Genomic DNA, 15,476 nt, shown 5'->3' with positions numbered 1-15,476 from the left:
CGCCCCCGAGGGCGCCGCACGCGCGGCCGCGCGCGGTGCGCGTCCGCCGCACGGGTCGCGCAACAGGCGTTCCATACCGGCCAATCGGCCCCTCCAGGCGGCCGATTGCCGTCTTGTCCTGGCTCGTTCGCGGCGCATACTTTTGGCCCTCCTGACGCTTGTCGAGGGGGCACCCCATGGCCGTACGCGGCCGGCACCGCCGGTATCAGCCGAACAGGATCAACCGCGCGTCGCTCACCGTCACGGCGGGCGGCGCCGGCATGGCCCTCCCGTTCGTCGGCGCCGGCGCCGCGCACGCCGCCGACGTGGGTACCTGGGACAAGGTCGCCGCGTGCGAGTCGACCAACGACTGGAACATCAACACCGGCAACGGGTACTACGGCGGACTGCAGTTCAGCCAGTCCACCTGGGAGGCCTACGGCGGCACGGCCTACGCGGCCCGCGCCGACCTGGCCACCAAGGACCAGCAGATCGCCGTCGCGGAGAAGGTGCTCGACGGGCAGGGCCCCGGCGCCTGGCCGGTGTGCTCGCAGCGCGCCGGTCTGACCCGGGGCGGCGAGAGCCCCGACATCAGACCCGCCCGCACCCCGGACCGGGGCGCCAGGTCCAGTGTGGCGGACGTCAAGCCGCAGACCACGCCCCAGTCGCGGGCCGGCACCGCCGAGATGTACACGGTCGTCCGCGGTGACACGCTCTCCACCATCGCCGACGAGCGTGACGTGCGGGGCGGCTGGCAGCGGCTGTACGCCGCCAACCGCGCCGCCATCGGCGCCGACCCCGACCTGATCATGCCGGGCCAGCGGCTGAGCCTGCGCGCCAAGGGCACCGCCGCTCCGGCCGCCCCGAGCCCGTCGGCCAAGGCCCGGCCGGCCCCCAAGTCCCCGCCGGCCCCCAAGTCCCCGCCGAAGAAGGCCGCCCCCGAGCGGGCCGACCGCGACGACCGGCGCGAAGCCTCCCTCGTCGCCCCGGTCAGCGGCCCGTTGGGCACCGCCTACCGCGCGACGGGTTCCAGCTGGTCCAAGGGCTACCACACCGGGGTCGACTTCCCCGCGCCCACCGGCGCCTCGGTGAAGGCGGTCGGGGCGGGCCGGGTCGTCGACGCCGGGTGGGGCGGCTCCTTCGGCTACCAGGTCGTCATCCGGCACGCCGACGGCCGCTACACGCAGTACGCGCACCTGTCGGCGATCTCGGTGAGGGCCGGGCAGTCGGTGGGCGGCGGCCAGCGCATCGGACGGGTCGGCTCCACCGGCAACAGCAGCGGTCCGCACCTGCACTTCGAGGTGCGGACCGGGCCCGGTTTCGGCTCGGACGTCGACCCGCTCGCGTACCTCCGGGCCGGCGGGGTCAGGATCTGACCCGCACGCTCCCGCGCTCCGGGACCGGGAAGGAGATGTACAGCGCGTAGTACGGCGCTGCCGCGGGCTGCGCGAGCACGTCGTCGTACCTCGTGTCGTCGTGCGACGTGTCGTCGTCCAGCGTGTCGTCGTGGAGTGCGCCCTCGTCGTGCGCGGGGCGGCCGAACCCGCCCCCCGCGCGCGGGCCCGGCAGCACGACGCCGTCCGGCAGGGACAGGGCCGTCGGCCTCCCGGCGACGACGCCGGGCTCGGACAGGGCCGTCGGCCTCCCGGCGACGACGCCGGGCTCGGGCAGCGCAGCCCCGTCCCCGGCGCGCTCCCCGCGCTCCGCCGTCAGCAGGATCAGCCCGCCCGCCGTCACCACACCGCAGCCCAGGGCGAGCACGGTGCCCGCGGTGCCGTAGCGGAAGCCCTCGCCGAACATCGTGATGCCCACCACGGCGGCCACGACGGGGTTCACGACCGTCAGCGTGGCCAGCGGGGCGGCGAGTCCGGCGCCCCGGTAGGCGGCCTGCGACAGCAGCAGGCCGGCCAGGGCGAACACGCCGATCGCGGCCAGGGACGGCAGCACCGCCGAGGTCACCCCGCCGCTCCAGTCGACCGCGACGGTCTTCGTGAACACCGAGGACATGCCGAACGCCGTGCCGGACGCCGTGGCGAGCAGCATCGCGCGCACCGCCGGACGGCGGCGGGCCGCACGGCCCACGAGCACCAGCGCGGCCACCGCGGCGGCCGTCACCAGGAACACGCCCGTCTGCTGGGCCCCGTCCAGCGACCGCGAGCCGGAGGTGCCGACGAGCGACAGCAGACCGGCGAGACCGACGGTCGCCATCACCGCGCCCCGCCAGGCCGCCGAACCGGCCCTGCGGCCCACGCACAGCGCCGCCATGGGCAGCGCGAACACGATCGTCAGCGCGCCCAGCGGCTGCACCACGCTCAGCGGGCCGTAGGCCAGGGCCGCCACGTGCAGCAGCCCGCCGAGGCCGCTCAGCGCCACCGCGGTCCACCAGCCCGGCCGGCGCAGCGGTGCGAACTGCCCGTCCGCGGCCGCGACGCGCTCCTGCACGATCGCCCCGCCCGCGTAGGCCACGGCGGAGACGAGCGACAGCAGCACGGACAGCGCGAGGGCGCTCATGGCCTGCTCCTCTGCGGGCGGCGGGGGCACGGGGCCCGGTGCGGCGAACGGTCGGCTTCCATGGACACCACGATGCCCTGTCGCGCTGTTCCCGTCGTCGTACCTGAGCACGCAATGAGACCTACTGCCGTTGGAGTACGACCGGCCCCCCGTCATCCCCAGGGTGGGCTACCGGGGCGGGACACCCCTGGGGAGTCCGCGTCCCCGGGACTTGGTACTACTGCTCCCCATGGATCTCGACCCGGATCTCGCCCCGGACGCGGGCGCGGAGGCCGGCGCGGGCCTCGACCCCGCCCTCGCCGCCCTGCGGCCGCTCGGCGGCTTCTTCGTGCTGCGCACGGCGGCCGGCGCGCCGGTCGCCCCGGCGGAGCCGCCGCCGACGCTCGCAGAGGTGTACGACGGCACCGCGCCGGGCGCCGACGGGGACCCGCTGGCGTTCCGGATCGGGAAGGTGGCCGCGGCCCTGCGGGCCCCGGAGCCCCGGACCGCCGCCTCGGTGGCCCACCTGGGCCTGGCGGCCCGGCTCTGGTCGACGGCCCTCGGCTGCGCCGCGCTGTACGGCCGCATCCCCGACCTCGACCCGCGGCTGCTGCGCTGGGACGCCGGCGCCGGCGCGCCCGACGACCTGTGGCTCACCGAGGTGCGCCCCCTGCCCGCCGACGCCGCCACCCTCGCCGGCACCGTGCTGGGCGGCCACCTCGAACCCCTGGCGGCCGCCCTGCGCGACCGCCACCGGCTCGCGCGGGGCCTGCTGTGGGGCAACGCCGCCTCCGCGCTGGCGGGTGCCGCCCGTGAACTGGACCGCTGGGCGCGGGCGGGCGGCCGCACGGACACCGCCGCCCGGGCCCGCGCCCTGACCGCCGAGCTCCTCGCGGACCCCCGCCTGCGCGGCACCGGAACCCTCACCGGCACCGCCTTCCGGCGCCGCAGCTGCTGCCTGTACTACCGCGTGCCCGGCGCGGGCGTCTGCGGCGACTGCTGTTTCACCCGGCCGCCCACGGGTTAACTCAGCGGCCATCTTGCGGTCTTCCGCCCGCGACGCATCTGGGTGACCATGAAGGGACCAGCCGCTTGAGACAGGGGGTTCCGGGTGCGAGTGGGACTGCTGACCCGGGAGTACCCGCCGGACGTGTACGGCGGCGCCGGTGTCCATGTCGAGTTCCTCGCCCGGGAGCTGCGCCCCCTGGTCGACCTCGACGTGCACTGCTGGGGCGAGGGCCGCGGCGAGGGCGTGGTCCGCCACCGCTCCTGGCCCACCCTCGACGGCGCCAACGACGCCCTGCGCACCTTCTCCGTCGACCTGTCCGTCGCCGCCGCCGTGGCGGGCCGCGACCTGGTCCACTCCCACACCTGGTACGCCAACCTCGCCGGCCACCTCGCCAAGCTCCTGTACGGCGTCCCGCACGTGGTGACCGCCCACTCCCTGGAGCCGCTGCGCCCCTGGAAGGCCGAGCAACTCGGCGGCGGGTACGCCCTGTCGAGCTGGGCCGAGCGCACCGCGATCGAGGCCGCCGACGCGGTGATCGCCGTCTCGGGCGGGATGCGCGAGGACATCCTCGCCTGCTACCCGGCGCTGGACCCGGCCCGGGTGCACGTCGTGCACAACGGCATCGACACCGAGCTGTACCGGCCGGACCCGGCCACCGACGTCCTGCGCCGCCTGGGCGTCGACCCGGCCCGCCCGTACGTGCTGTTCGTCGGCCGCATCACCCGGCAGAAGGGCGTCCCGCAGCTGCTGCGCGCGGTACGGGGCATCGATCCGGCGGCGCAGGTCGTGCTGTGCGCGGGCGCACCCGACACGCCCGAGATCGACCGGGAGTTCCGCGACCTGTACCGGGAGCTGAGCCGGGTCCGCGACGGCGTGCACTGGATCCGCCGGATGCTGCCCCGGCCGGAGGTGATCCAACTCCTCACCCACGCGGCCGTCTTCGTCTGCCCCTCGGTGTACGAGCCCCTGGGCATCGTGAACCTGGAGGCGATGGCCTGCGGCACCGCCGTCGTGGCCTCCCGGGTGGGCGGCATCCCGGAGGTCGTCGCCGACGGCAGGACGGGCCTGCTGGTGCCCATGGACGACGGCTTCGAGGCCGGCCTGACCCGCGCCCTGGACGCGGTGCTCGCCGACCCGGAGGGCGCCCGGCGGATGGGTGAGGCGGGTCGGGAGCGGGCGGTGCGGGAGTTCGGCTGGGACACGGTCGCCCGGCGCACGGCCCGTCTTTACGCGGACGTCCTCGATCCGGGGTAGTCGACACGGCAGAGCAGGCGGCAACGGGTGACAAGGGGCGGCGGGATGAGGCGTGGTGGACCTTCGGTGCTGGGAATCGTACTGGCGGGCGGGGAGGGCAAGCGCCTGATGCCGCTGACCGCGGACCGGGCGAAACCCGCGGTGACCTTCGGCGGCACCTACCGCCTCGTCGACTTCGTGCTGTCCAACCTCGTCAACGCCGACATCCTGCGCATCTGCGTCCTCACGCAGTACAAGTCGCACTCGCTGGACCGGCACATCACCACCACCTGGCGGATGTCGAGCCTGCTCGGCAACTACGTCACCCCGGTCCCGGCCCAGCAGCGGCTCGGCCCGCGCTGGTACCTGGGCAGCGCCGACGCGATCCTGCAGTCCCTGAACCTGATCTACGACGAACGCCCCGAGTACGTCGTGGTGTTCGGCGCCGACCACGTCTACCGCATGGATCCGCGCCAGATGCTCGCCCAGCACATCGAGTCCGGTGCCGGCGTGACGGTGGCCGGCATCCGGGTGCCGCGCGCGCAGTCGGCCTCCTTCGGGGTGATCACACCGGGTTCGGACGGCAGCACCGTCGAGCGGTTCCTGGAGAAGCCCGCGGACCCGCCGGGCCTGCCGGACGACCCCGACTGCGTCCTCGCCTCGATGGGCAACTACGTCTTCACCACCAAGGCCCTCATCGAGGCGCTCCAGCGGGACGCCGAGGACGAGGACTCGGTGCACGACATGGGCGGCTCGATCCTGCCCCGGCTCACCGCCCGCGGCGAGGCCCACCTGTACGACTTCGGTGACAACCACGTGCCCGGCGAGACCAGCCGGGACCAGGGCTACTGGCGGGACGTCGGCACGCTCGACGCGTACTACGACGCCCACATGGACCTGATCGCCGAGCGCCCCGCGTTCAACCTCTACAACCGCAGCTGGCCCATCTACACCCACTCCAACCAGCTCTCACCGGCCCGCTTCAACGCCGGCGGCATCGCCGGGGAGTCCATCATCAGCGCCGGCTGCCTGATCCGGGGGCAGGTCACCCGGTCCGTGCTGTCGCCGGGCGTGGTGGTCGACCCGGGGGCGGTCGTGCAGGGGTCGGTGCTGCACGACAACGTCCACGTCGGGCGGGGCGCGGTGGTGCGGGGCGCCGTGCTCGACAAGAACGTCGAGGTGCCGCCGGGCGCGACGATCGGCGTCAATCCGGTGCGGGACGCCGAGCTGTACACGGTGTCCCAGGGCGGCGTGATCGCGCTGGGCAAGGGGCAGCGGGTGTCGTGAGGGCGTCGCGGGGCCGGCGACCGCCCGGCCCCGCGACCGGGCGGCCCTGGCGCGCGGGGCCCGTGTGGCGCCCGCCGCCCGCTCGGGTGGGGCTCCTTACGTCTCCCTACGTCTCCCTGCCGTCACCGGCCCGCTTCTCGTCCGCCCCGTGTCGCTCCCCTGCCCTCCTCCCGCCCGCTCCCGGCACCCTCACGTGTGGCCCCTTCTTCACCACAGTCCCCGTGAGTCCCACCGCTTTCCCAGGCGGTCGGACTTAATCTGCTGTTAACTGTGCGTATCCTGATCGTACTTGACCGTAATCGCGCGTGGGCGATTGACTGCTGGCCCACCCGTCGTCGACGCGAGGCAACACATTGACTTCTGACGACCTGCTCGCCCCCCTCGACCTGGCCTTCTGGAACATCGAGTCGGACCGGCACCCCATGCACCTGGGGGCGCTCGGCGTGTTCACGGCCGGCTCGCCCGCCGCGGGCGAGCACGCCGCCGACCTGCTCGCCGCACGCGCCGCCGCGGTGCCCGGGCTGCGGATGCGGATCCGCGACGTGTGGCGGCCGCCGGCCCTGCGGCGGCCGCTGGCCTTCGGCGGCGCCGCCCGGGAGCCCGCGCCGCACTTCGACCCGCTCGACCACGTCCGGCTGCACGCCCCGACCGCCGACTTCCAGACGGCGGCGGGCCGGCTGATGGGGCGTCCGCTGGCGCGCGGCCGCCCGCCCTGGGAGGCGCACGTGCTGCCGGGGACGGACGGCGTGTCGTTCGCCGTGCTGTTCAAGTTCCACCACGCCCTCGCGGACGGCCTGCGCGCCCTGACCCTGGCGGCGGCGGTCCTGGACCCCACGGACCTGCCCACGCCCCGGCCCCGCCCGGCGGAGCCGCCCCGCCCGCTGCTGCCGGAGGTGCGCGAACTGCCCGGCCTGCTGCGCGACGCCCTGTCCGACGCGGGCCGCGCCCTCGACATCGGGGCCTCCGTCGCCCTGTCCTCGCTGGGGGTGCGCTCCTCGCCGGCGCTGACCTCCCGGCCCTCCGGCACCCGCCGTACCGCCGGAGTGGTCCTCGACCTCGACGACGTGCACCGCATCCGCAAGGCGGTCGGCGGCACCGTCAACGACGTCCTCATCGCCGTCGTCGCCGGCGCCCTGCGCGGCTGGCTCGACGAACGCGGCGACGGCAGCGACGGCGTCGCACCGCGCGCCCTGATCCCGGTGTCCAGGCGCCGCCCGCGCGGCGCCCACCCGCAGGGGAACCGGCTGTCGGGCTACCTGATGCGGCTTCCGGTCGACGACCCCGACCCGCGCGCCCGTCTCGACGCGGTCCGCACGGCCATGGACCGCAACAAGGACGCGGGCCCCAACCGGGGCGCGGGCGCCGTCGCGCTGCTCGCCGACCACGTCCCGGCGCTCGGCCACCGGCTCGGCGGGCCGCTGGTCAGCCAGGCCGCGCGGCTATGGTTCGACATCCTGGTCACCAGCGTGCCGCTGCCCGGCCTCGGCCTGAGGCTGGGCGGCAACCCGCTCACGGAGGTGTTCCCCTTCGCCCCGCTGGCCGCGGGGCAGTCCCTCGCCGTCGCCGTCTCGACCTACCGGGGGCGGGTCCACTACGGGCTGGTCGCCGACGGGGCGGCCGTGCCGGACCTGGACCGGTTCGCGCGGGCGGTGGCGGACGAGCTGGAGACGCTGATCAAGGCCTGCGCGCCCTGATCATGACGGGTTTGGCGGTGCGGCCCGGCGCTCCGTAAAATCTGCCGTTCGAACGCCGGCGCGACCCCCAGCGCCGCGACGGCCAGGACGCAGGGAACGGCAGCGGCGATGACAGTGACAGACGACGGCTCGACGATCACGGACGAGGTGGTCCACGGGCCCGGGATCGACCCGGAGCGGCTCGCCGTCTGCCTGAGCGTGCTGGAGGAGCTCGACAAGCTCGACGTCGACCACCCCGACGCGGTCCTGGTGCGCCGGGCCACCTCGCACATCTACCGCACCGTCAAGCAGCGCCGCCGCCAGGAGCGCCGGGCCGCCAAGACCGCGCACGACAAGGCGGTCACGGAGGCCACGGCGACCGGCTCCGCCCAGCGCATCGACGACGAGACCGAGGGCCTGCTGCCCTCCTCGCGCACCGAGGAGGGCACGATCGCGGGCATACTCCAGCGCCCGCGCTCCTGCTACACCTGCAAGACCCGCTACGTCGAGGTCGACTACTTCTACCACCAGCTCTGTCCCGAGTGCGCCCGCCTGAACCGGGCCAGGCGGGACGCCCGCGCCGACCTCACCGGCAAACGCGCCCTGCTCACCGGCGGCCGCGCCAAGATCGGCATGTACATCGCGCTCAGGCTGCTGCGCGACGGCGCGCACACGACGATCACCACGCGCTTCCCCAAGGACGCCATCCGCCGTTTCAAGGCCATGGACGACTCGGCGGACTGGATGCACCGCCTCCAGGTCGTCGGCATCGACCTGCGCGACCCGGCACAGGCCGTCGCCCTCGCCGACCAGGTCGCCGAGGCGGGACCGCTCGACATCCTGATCAACAACGCGACGCAGACCGTGCGCCGCCTGCCCTCCGCCTACGCCGCCCTGGTCGAGGGCGAGAGCGCCCCGCTGCCCGCCGGCGAGCTCCCCGCCCACCACGTCATCGGTGCCTTCAACTCCGGCGCGGTCGACGGCCTGGCCGCGCTGCCCGTCGGCACCAGCGACCTGGACGCCCAGCAGGTCGCCGACCTGGCCCTGGTCGCGGGCAACGCCAGCGTCGCCCGGCACCTCGACGGCACCGCCATCGACGCGGGCGGCCTCGTCCCCGACGTCGTCGAGACCAACACCTGGGTGCAGACCATCGAGCAGATCTCTCCGGTGGAGCTGCTGGAGACCCAGCTGTGCAACTACACGGCGCCGTTCATCCTGATCAGCAAGCTCCGCCCGGTCATGGCCGAGGCCGCGCGGACGGCGCGCAGCGGCCGCGCGTACGTGGTGAACGTCTCGGCGATGGAGGGCGTCTTCGGCCGTGGTTACAAGGGGGCGGGCCATCCGAACACCAACGCCGCCAAGGCCGCGATGAACATGGTCACGCGCACCAGCGCGCAGGAGATGTTCCAGACCGACGGCATCCTGATGACCTCGGTCGACACCGGCTGGATCACCGACGAACGCCCCCACTACGACAAGCTGCGCCTCGCCGAGGAGGGCTTCCACGCCCCGCTCGACCTGGTCGACGGCGCGGCCCGCGTCTGCGACCCGGTCGTGCGCGGCGAGGCGGGCGAGGACCTCTACGGCGTCTTCCTCAAGGACTACGTGCCCGGCAGGTGGTGAGCCCTCACCATTCGCTGCGGGCGTTGTCGACGAGCTCCGTCCAGGCGATGCCCATGAGCAGCGCGGCCACGCCGACCAGCAGCGCGCTCACCGCCAGGGCGAAGTAGAGGACGGTACGGGACAGGCCCTCCAGGTCCACGGTGCGCCGGGGACGCGCGGGCGGCGTGACATCGCTCATCCGAGCCACCTTCTTCGCGGCGGCGGCCTGCCGGGGCGTCCCGGCCGGACTGCCGGGGTGTGCCGGCCGGCAGGTGCCGGTTCCATGATCCCACCGGTTCCTGCCGCGCGCCCGCCCGGAGGCGAACGGGGCCGGCGCCGCGGTGGTGGTCAGTCGACGGCGCCGAGCCGGGAGTGCGCGGCCGCGACCAGTTCCAGGACCGTGCGCCAGTCCTCCAGCACCCCGGCGTCGAGGCCGACGACCCTGCCCGCTTCGTCGGCCTGCCGCAGGAGGACGGCGTCCTCGGCGAGCGGGTCCCGCGCGAAGGCGGCCGCCTCGGCCGGGCTCATCGCCCCGCCCTGCCGGGTCAGGGTCAGCGCGCTCCGCGGGGACAGGCCGCGCCCGGGGGAGACGGCGCCCGGACAGCGCTTGGCCGGCACGTGCAGGCGGACCAGGCGGGCGACCCGTTCGCCGAGCAGCGGCCGCACCGCGTCCGCCGCGTGGTCCGCGTGCCCGGCGTCGTCGCCGGGCCGCAGCAGATGCCCGATGTCGTGCACCAGGCCCGCGACCTGGAGTTCCTTGTCGGCGGGGCGACTTCGGCGCAGCAGCGCGGCCGTCTGCAGCGCGTGGTCGTGCAGGTCGACCGGATCGCCGCTGCGGTCCGGGGTGTCCCAGGCGCCGCGGCAGGCGTACAGCAGATCCATCAGCTCTTCGGCACCGCGCAGTTCCATGCGTCAGTCCTCCCGCCGGACGAGCCGTTGCCGCGCGCCAGCAGATCATGGCCTGCTTGCGCATCGGCCAACGGGACGTGAACTGCGCCGCGACACGACCGCCGCCGGTCGTAGGCGTGTTCGCCCGGGTAGGCCGGTCGGGTGAGTCACTGTGCGCCGAAGCTGTGGCGGGCGGTCCGGAAATTACCCTGTTCAGAGCACAGGATGACGCGTGAATGTTACCCACAGTTTTCAGCCCCATCGAGCGGCACCCCGCTCATTTGGTTAATCTGGTCCGGACGGACAGCGCTAACGGGTCCTCACCCACACCCACCGTCCGTCCCGGGACAAGCCGGTGCACAACGGCCCGCTCTCACGCCAGTCACCGACGCCACCGCGTCCAGCAGCACCACGTCCGACCCGAACGGGCGCCGGGCAGCGGACCGCGGGCCGCCGGCGCGCCCCCGAGGGTGACCCGACACAGAAGGAGTGCGCGGTGACACCGGAGAAGACGAATCGCGAACAGCGCCCCAAGGAACGCACGGAGCGCGCGGGCCGCCGGCCCGGAGAGATCGGCAGCCTGGACGTGTGGGCCCGGTCCGCCCCGATCCGGCTGGCGGGCTACGAGGACGACCTCGCCGAGCCGCACATCCTGCCCAGCGTCGACTGACCGGCAGAAGTCCTTCGCGATCGCCGACGCATGGGCGTGCGACACTCGCGCCCATGCTGATCAGGGAAGCGACGGCCGACGACTGGCCGCACATCTGGCCGATCTGGCACCGCATCGTCGCCGCCGCCGAGACCTACACCTGGGACCCGGACACCACCGAGGAAGCGGCCCGCGCCCTGTGGATGAGCCCGGCCAAGCGCGTCTACGTCGCCCAGGACGCGGACGGCACCGTCATCGGCTCCGCCTACCTCACCCCGAACTACGGCGGCCCCGCCGCCCGCATCGCCAACGCCGGGTTCATGGTCGACCCCGACCAGGCCGGCCGGGGCATCGGCCGGGCCCTCGCCGAGCACATCCTGACCCGGGCCAGGGCCCACGGTTACCGGGCCATGGTGTTCAACGCGGTCGTCGAGACCAACCCGGCCGTCCAGCTGTGGACCTCCCTCGGCTTCACCGTCCTGGGCACGGTGCCGGACGCGTTCGACCACCCCGAGCACGGCAGGGTGGGCCTGCACATCATGCACCGGGCGCTCTAGAGGGTGTCCCGCCGATCGTGCCGGATCCGCCCGGCACCTTCCCGTCCCGCCGGGAACGCCGAGCGGGGGCTGTCCGGCGCGCCGGCCGGGCAGATCCCGTCCGGTTCAGCCGACGGGGGCCGCCTACTCCTCCGCGAGGCGTTCCACGCCGCTGGTCGTCTTCAGCGGCGTCTCCTTCAGGAACACCACGGCGACCAGCGCGAGCAGCGCGGACGGCGTGGCGACGAGGAAGAGATCGGCGGTGGCGAGGGGGCAGGCACGAGGGGACAACCGGTCGGCCGCCGCCCGGCGCGGTTCGCAGCGCGCCCGGCAGGAAAGCTCTACTCCTCGTCGGCCCGCACCGAGTTACGGAGCATCCGCATGCATGACGACCGCAGCCTCGTCGAAGGCCGCCTCCGGCGTGTCCTGGACGAACGCATCCGTCCCGCCGTGTACCCCGAGTCCGTACCGCTCGACGTGGCGGTGTGGCACGCCCCGGGCGAACCCGTCCCGGTCGCCGAGGGACTCGCGGCCGAGCCCCGGCCGATCGAGGTCGGCACCCGATGGGGCGCGCCCTGGGGCACCAGTTGGTTCCGGGTGACCGGAACCGTGCCCTTGGCGTGGGCGGGCCGGACCGTGGAGGCGCTGCTCGACCTCGGCTTCGACGAGGGCATGCCCGGCTTCCAGTGCGAGGGACTCGTCTACCGCCCCGACGGCACCCCGGTGAAGGGCCTCAACCCGCGCAACCAGTGGGTCCGCGTCGGTGCGCCGGCCGAGGGCGGCGAGGAGGTGCGGCTGCACATCGAGGCGGCGTCCAACCCGGTCGTCCTCGGCCACCCGCCCTTCCGGCCCACACCGCTCGGCGACCGGGAGACGGCGGGCAGCGCCCCGCAGTACACGCTCACCCGGATGGACCTCGCCGTCCTCGACGAGACGGTGTGGGAGCTCACGCTCGACCTGGAGGTGCTCGGCGAGCTGATGGCCGAGCTGCCGGCCGACTCGGCGCGCCGCCACGAGATCCTGCGCGCCGTGGACCGGGCGCTGGACGCACTCGACCTCCAGGACGTGGGCGGCACGGCGGCCGCGGCCCGCTCCCGCCTCACCGGCGTGCTCGCCGCCCCCGCCGCGCCGTCCGCCCACCGCATCAGCGCCGTCGGCCACGCGCACATCGACTCGGCGTGGCTGTGGCCGCTGCGGGAGACCGTGCGCAAGGTCGCCCGCACCACCGCCGGCATGACCGCCCTGCTGGACGACGAGCCGGACTTCGTCTTCGCCATGTCGCAGGCCCAGCAGTGGGCCTGGGTGAAGGAGCACCGGCCCGAGGTGTGGGCGCGGGTGAAGAAGGCGGTGGCGGGCGGGCGGTTCGTGCCGGCCGGCGGGATGTGGGTGGAGTCGGACACCAACATGCCGGGCTCGGAGGCGATGGCCCGGCAGTTCGTGCACGGCAAGCGGTTCTTCCTCGACGAGTTCGGCATCGAGAACGACGAGGCCTGGCTGCCGGACACCTTCGGCTTCGCCGCCGGGCTGCCGCAGATCATCAAGGCGGCGGGATCCCGGTACCTGCTGACGCAGAAGATCTCCTGGTCGCGGACGAACCCGTTCCCGCATCACACCTTCGACTGGGAGGGCATCGACGGCACCCGGATCTTCACCCACTTCCCGCCCGTCGACACCTACAACTGCTCCATGAAGGGCAGCGAGATCGCCCACGCGGCCCGCAACTTCAGGGACAAGGGCGTCGCCCGCCACTCCCTCGCGCCCACCGGCTGGGGCGACGGAGGCGGCGGCACCACCCGCGAGATGGTCGCCAAGGCCGCCCGGCTGCGCGACCTGGAGGGCTCGGCGACCGTCACCTGGGAGACGCCGGCGGACTTCTTCGCCAAGGCCCGGGCCGAGTACCGGAACCCGCCCGTCTGGGTCGGCGAGCTCTACCTGGAACTCCACCGCGCCACCCTCACCAGCCAGGCGCAGACCAAGCAGGGCAACCGCCGCAGCGAGCACCTGCTGCGCGAGGCCGAACTGTGGGCGGCGACGGCCGCCGTGCGCACCGGATTCCGCTACCCCCACGAGGAACTGGACCGCATCTGGAAGACGGTGCTGCTGCACCAGTTCCACGACATCCTGCCCGGCTCGTCCATCGCCTGGGTGCACCGGGAGGCGCGCGCCACCTACGACCGGCTCGCGCGGGAGCTGAACGGGATCGTCGGCGCGGCCCAGCGCGCGCTGGCGGGCCGCGGGGACCGGGAACTGCTGTTCAACTCCGCGCCGCACGGCAGGCGGGGCGTCCCGGCGGGCGGTGCCGGCGCTCCGGTCGCCGAGGGCGCCACGTCGGTGCGCCCGCGCGAGAAGGGCGGGTACGTCCTGGACAACGGCCTGCTGCGGATCGAGGTCGACGGCCGGGGCCTGGTGGTCTCCGCGTACGACGCCGAGGCCGGCCGGGAGACCGTCGCGCCGGGCCGGGCGGCCAACCTGCTCCAGCTGCACTGCGACTTCCCGAACATGTGGGACGCCTGGGACGTGGACGAGTTCTACCGCAACACCGTCACCGACCTGACCGGCGTCGACGGCATCACCGCGGTCGAGGACGGCGAGTCGGTGCGGATCGTGCGGTCCTTCGGCACGTCCCACGTCACCCAGGTGCTGACGCTGCCGCCGGGGGAGCGACGGCTGGTGCTGGACACGGAGGTCGACTGGCACGAGACGGAGAAGTTCCTCAAGCTCGCCTTCCCGCTCGACGTGCGCGCCGAACGGTACGCGTCGGAGACCCAGTTCGGGCACGTCCACCGGCCCACCCACACCAACACCTCCTGGGAGGCGGCCAGGTTCGAGGCCTGCAACCACCGCTTCGTCCACCTGGAGGAACCCGGCTGGGGCGTCGCCGTCGTCAACGACTCGACGTACGGCCACGACGTGACCCGGACGGTCCGCACCGACGGCGACGGCGGTACGACCACCACCGTCCGGGTCTCCCTGCTGCGCGCCCCGCGCTTCCCGGACCCCGAGACCGACCAGGGCGTCCACCGCTTCCGGCACGCCCTCGTCCCGGGCGCCGGGATCGGCGAGGCGGTGCGCGAGGGCTGGCGGATCAACCTGCCGGAGCGCCGGACCACCGGGGCCCGGGACGTCGCCCCGCTGGTCGCTGTCGACCAGGAGGCCGTGGTGGTCACCGCCGTCAAGCTGGCCGACGACGGCAGCGGCGACGTGGTGGTCCGCTGCCACGAGGCCCACGGCGGCCGGGCGCGGGCCACGCTCACCGCGGGCTTCGAGGTCACCGGCGTCACGGTCACCGACCTGCTGGAGCGCCCGCTCCCGCAGGCCCCCGCACCCGCCGTGGACGGCGCCCGCGTCACGCTGAGCCTCCGGCCCTTCGAACTGACGACCCTCCGGCTGAGGCGCGGCTAGTCACGGGCGCGGGCGGGGCGACCCCGCGCGGGGCGTGGCAGTACGCGCATTCCCCCGCGCCGGGTGCCGTCCCGCGGAATCCGGGCCGGCCACGCGGAGCGAACCGGGCCGGACCCGTGATCGCCCGGGTGGCCACCGGCCGCGCCCGGGCACGGCCCGCCGCAGCGCAACCGCCACCGACCGAAAGGCACGCCGTGTCCCCGTCCCCCGGCCCCCGCGTCACCGCCGTCGACCCCTACGACGTCCGCTTCCCCACCTCCCGCGAACCCGACGGCTTCGACGCGATGAACCCGGACCCCGACCGCTCGGCGGCCTACGTCGTGCTGCGCACCGACGCCGCCGACGGGCCGGAGGGACACGGCTTCGCGTTCACCACCGGCCGGGGCAACGAGGTCGAGGCCGTCGCGGCCGAGGCGCTGCGCGGGCAGGTGGCCGGGCGCTCGGTCGGGGAGCTGTGCGCCGACCGGGGCACCCTCAGCCGCGACCTGGTCGGCGACGGCCGGCTCCGCCGGCTCGGACCCGAACCCGAGAAGGGCGTGACGCCCAGGGCGATCGGCGCGGTCGTCGAGGCCGGCATCCGCGTCACCTGCGTCAACCCCGCGGACACCCCGTGGATCGGCCGCCTGCCGGACGCCGCCGTCGGCCCGGCCGTCGAACGCGCCGCCCTGGAGGCCCGCCGGCCCACCGGCCGGCCCGTCACGGCCGCCGAGGTCGCCGTCGCCTGCGGC

General features: G+C 74.6%; 13 protein-coding genes and 1 pseudogene. 10 read left to right on the top strand and 4 right to left on the bottom strand.

Annotated features, from left to right (window positions below):
• Positions 1 to 176: 176 nt before the first annotated feature.
• Positions 177 to 1,355 (top strand): transglycosylase family protein, encoded by a 1,179-nt coding sequence (locus ACFF45_RS18900; RefSeq protein WP_381347452.1) that lies wholly within the window; start codon positions 177 to 179, stop codon positions 1,353 to 1,355.
• Here ACFF45_RS18900 and ACFF45_RS18895 read toward each other — a convergent pair.
• Positions 1,345 to 2,490, bottom strand: coding sequence for a DMT family transporter (locus ACFF45_RS18895; RefSeq protein WP_381347448.1), 1,146 nt, complete (start codon positions 2,488 to 2,490; stop codon positions 1,345 to 1,347). The genes ACFF45_RS18900 and ACFF45_RS18895 overlap by 11 nt on opposite strands.
• Before the next feature lie 229 nt (positions 2,491 to 2,719).
• Between ACFF45_RS18895 and ACFF45_RS18890 the strand changes: the two genes are divergently transcribed.
• The 5 genes from ACFF45_RS18890 (at position 2,720) to ACFF45_RS18870 (ending at position 9,294) form a co-directional block, all read left to right on the top strand.
• A complete protein-coding gene (locus tag ACFF45_RS18890) occupies positions 2,720 to 3,496 on the top strand; it encodes a (2Fe-2S)-binding protein (protein ID WP_381347446.1) in 777 nt (258 codons plus the stop codon).
• Positions 3,497 to 3,580: 84 nt separating this feature from the next.
• The gene (glgA, locus tag ACFF45_RS18885; RefSeq protein WP_381347444.1) at positions 3,581 to 4,732 is read left to right on the top strand and encodes a glycogen synthase; all 1,152 of its coding nucleotides are present in this window, start codon (positions 3,581 to 3,583) and stop codon (positions 4,730 to 4,732) included.
• 45 nt (positions 4,733 to 4,777) lie between these two features.
• Entirely contained in the window at positions 4,778 to 5,998 is a 1,221-nt protein-coding gene (gene glgC, locus ACFF45_RS18880; protein WP_381347442.1) for a glucose-1-phosphate adenylyltransferase, read from the top strand.
• A gap of 353 nt (positions 5,999 to 6,351) precedes the next feature.
• Positions 6,352 to 7,692: a wax ester/triacylglycerol synthase family O-acyltransferase gene (locus ACFF45_RS18875; RefSeq protein ID WP_381347440.1), complete on the top strand. Its 1,341-nt coding sequence runs from the start codon at positions 6,352 to 6,354 to the stop codon at positions 7,690 to 7,692.
• Positions 7,693 to 7,800: 108 nt separating this feature from the next.
• Complete coding sequence (locus tag ACFF45_RS18870) at positions 7,801 to 9,294, top strand: SDR family NAD(P)-dependent oxidoreductase (protein WP_381347438.1); 1,494 nt, start codon at positions 7,801 to 7,803, stop codon at positions 9,292 to 9,294.
• Between the two features lie 4 nt (positions 9,295 to 9,298).
• Here ACFF45_RS18870 and ACFF45_RS18865 read toward each other — a convergent pair whose 3' ends face one another.
• A complete protein-coding gene (locus ACFF45_RS18865; RefSeq protein WP_381347436.1) occupies positions 9,299 to 9,472 on the bottom strand; it encodes a lytic transglycosylase domain-containing protein in 174 nt (57 codons plus the stop codon).
• 149 nt (positions 9,473 to 9,621) lie between these two features.
• Complete coding sequence (locus ACFF45_RS18860; RefSeq protein WP_381347435.1) at positions 9,622 to 10,182, bottom strand: HD domain-containing protein; 561 nt, start codon at positions 10,180 to 10,182, stop codon at positions 9,622 to 9,624.
• A gap of 475 nt (positions 10,183 to 10,657) precedes the next feature.
• On the opposite strand from ACFF45_RS18860, the gene ACFF45_RS18855 reads away from it, so the two are divergent.
• Positions 10,658 to 10,831 (top strand): hypothetical protein, encoded by a 174-nt coding sequence (locus ACFF45_RS18855; protein ID WP_107082809.1) that lies wholly within the window; start codon positions 10,658 to 10,660, stop codon positions 10,829 to 10,831.
• Positions 10,832 to 10,884: 53 nt separating this feature from the next.
• Positions 10,885 to 11,367 (top strand): GNAT family N-acetyltransferase, encoded by a 483-nt coding sequence (locus tag ACFF45_RS18850; RefSeq protein WP_381347433.1) that lies wholly within the window; start codon positions 10,885 to 10,887, stop codon positions 11,365 to 11,367.
• Positions 11,368 to 11,490: 123 nt separating this feature from the next.
• On the opposite strand, the gene ACFF45_RS18845 is transcribed toward ACFF45_RS18850, so the two are convergent.
• Positions 11,491 to 11,637, bottom strand: coding sequence for a hypothetical protein (locus ACFF45_RS18845; protein ID WP_381347560.1), 147 nt, complete (start codon positions 11,635 to 11,637; stop codon positions 11,491 to 11,493).
• A gap of 90 nt (positions 11,638 to 11,727) precedes the next feature.
• On the opposite strand from ACFF45_RS18845, the gene ACFF45_RS18840 reads away from it, so the two are divergent.
• Together ACFF45_RS18840 and ACFF45_RS18835 are read left to right on the top strand one after the other, a co-directional pair.
• On the top strand, positions 11,728 to 14,748 hold the full coding sequence (locus tag ACFF45_RS18840) for an alpha-mannosidase (protein ID WP_381347431.1): 3,021 nt from the start codon (positions 11,728 to 11,730) through the stop codon (positions 14,746 to 14,748).
• Positions 14,749 to 14,942: 194 nt separating this feature from the next.
• A pseudogene (locus ACFF45_RS18835) lies at positions 14,943 to 15,476 on the top strand (hypothetical protein); the annotation flags it as partial.

Source organism: Streptomyces cinereospinus (assembly GCF_042430725.1).
GTDB classification, from domain to species: Bacteria; Actinomycetota; Actinomycetes; order Streptomycetales; family Streptomycetaceae; genus Streptomyces; species Streptomyces cinereospinus.
The sequence above is the reverse complement of the archived record's forward strand: the minus strand, read 5'-3'. Positions and strand labels throughout refer to the sequence as shown.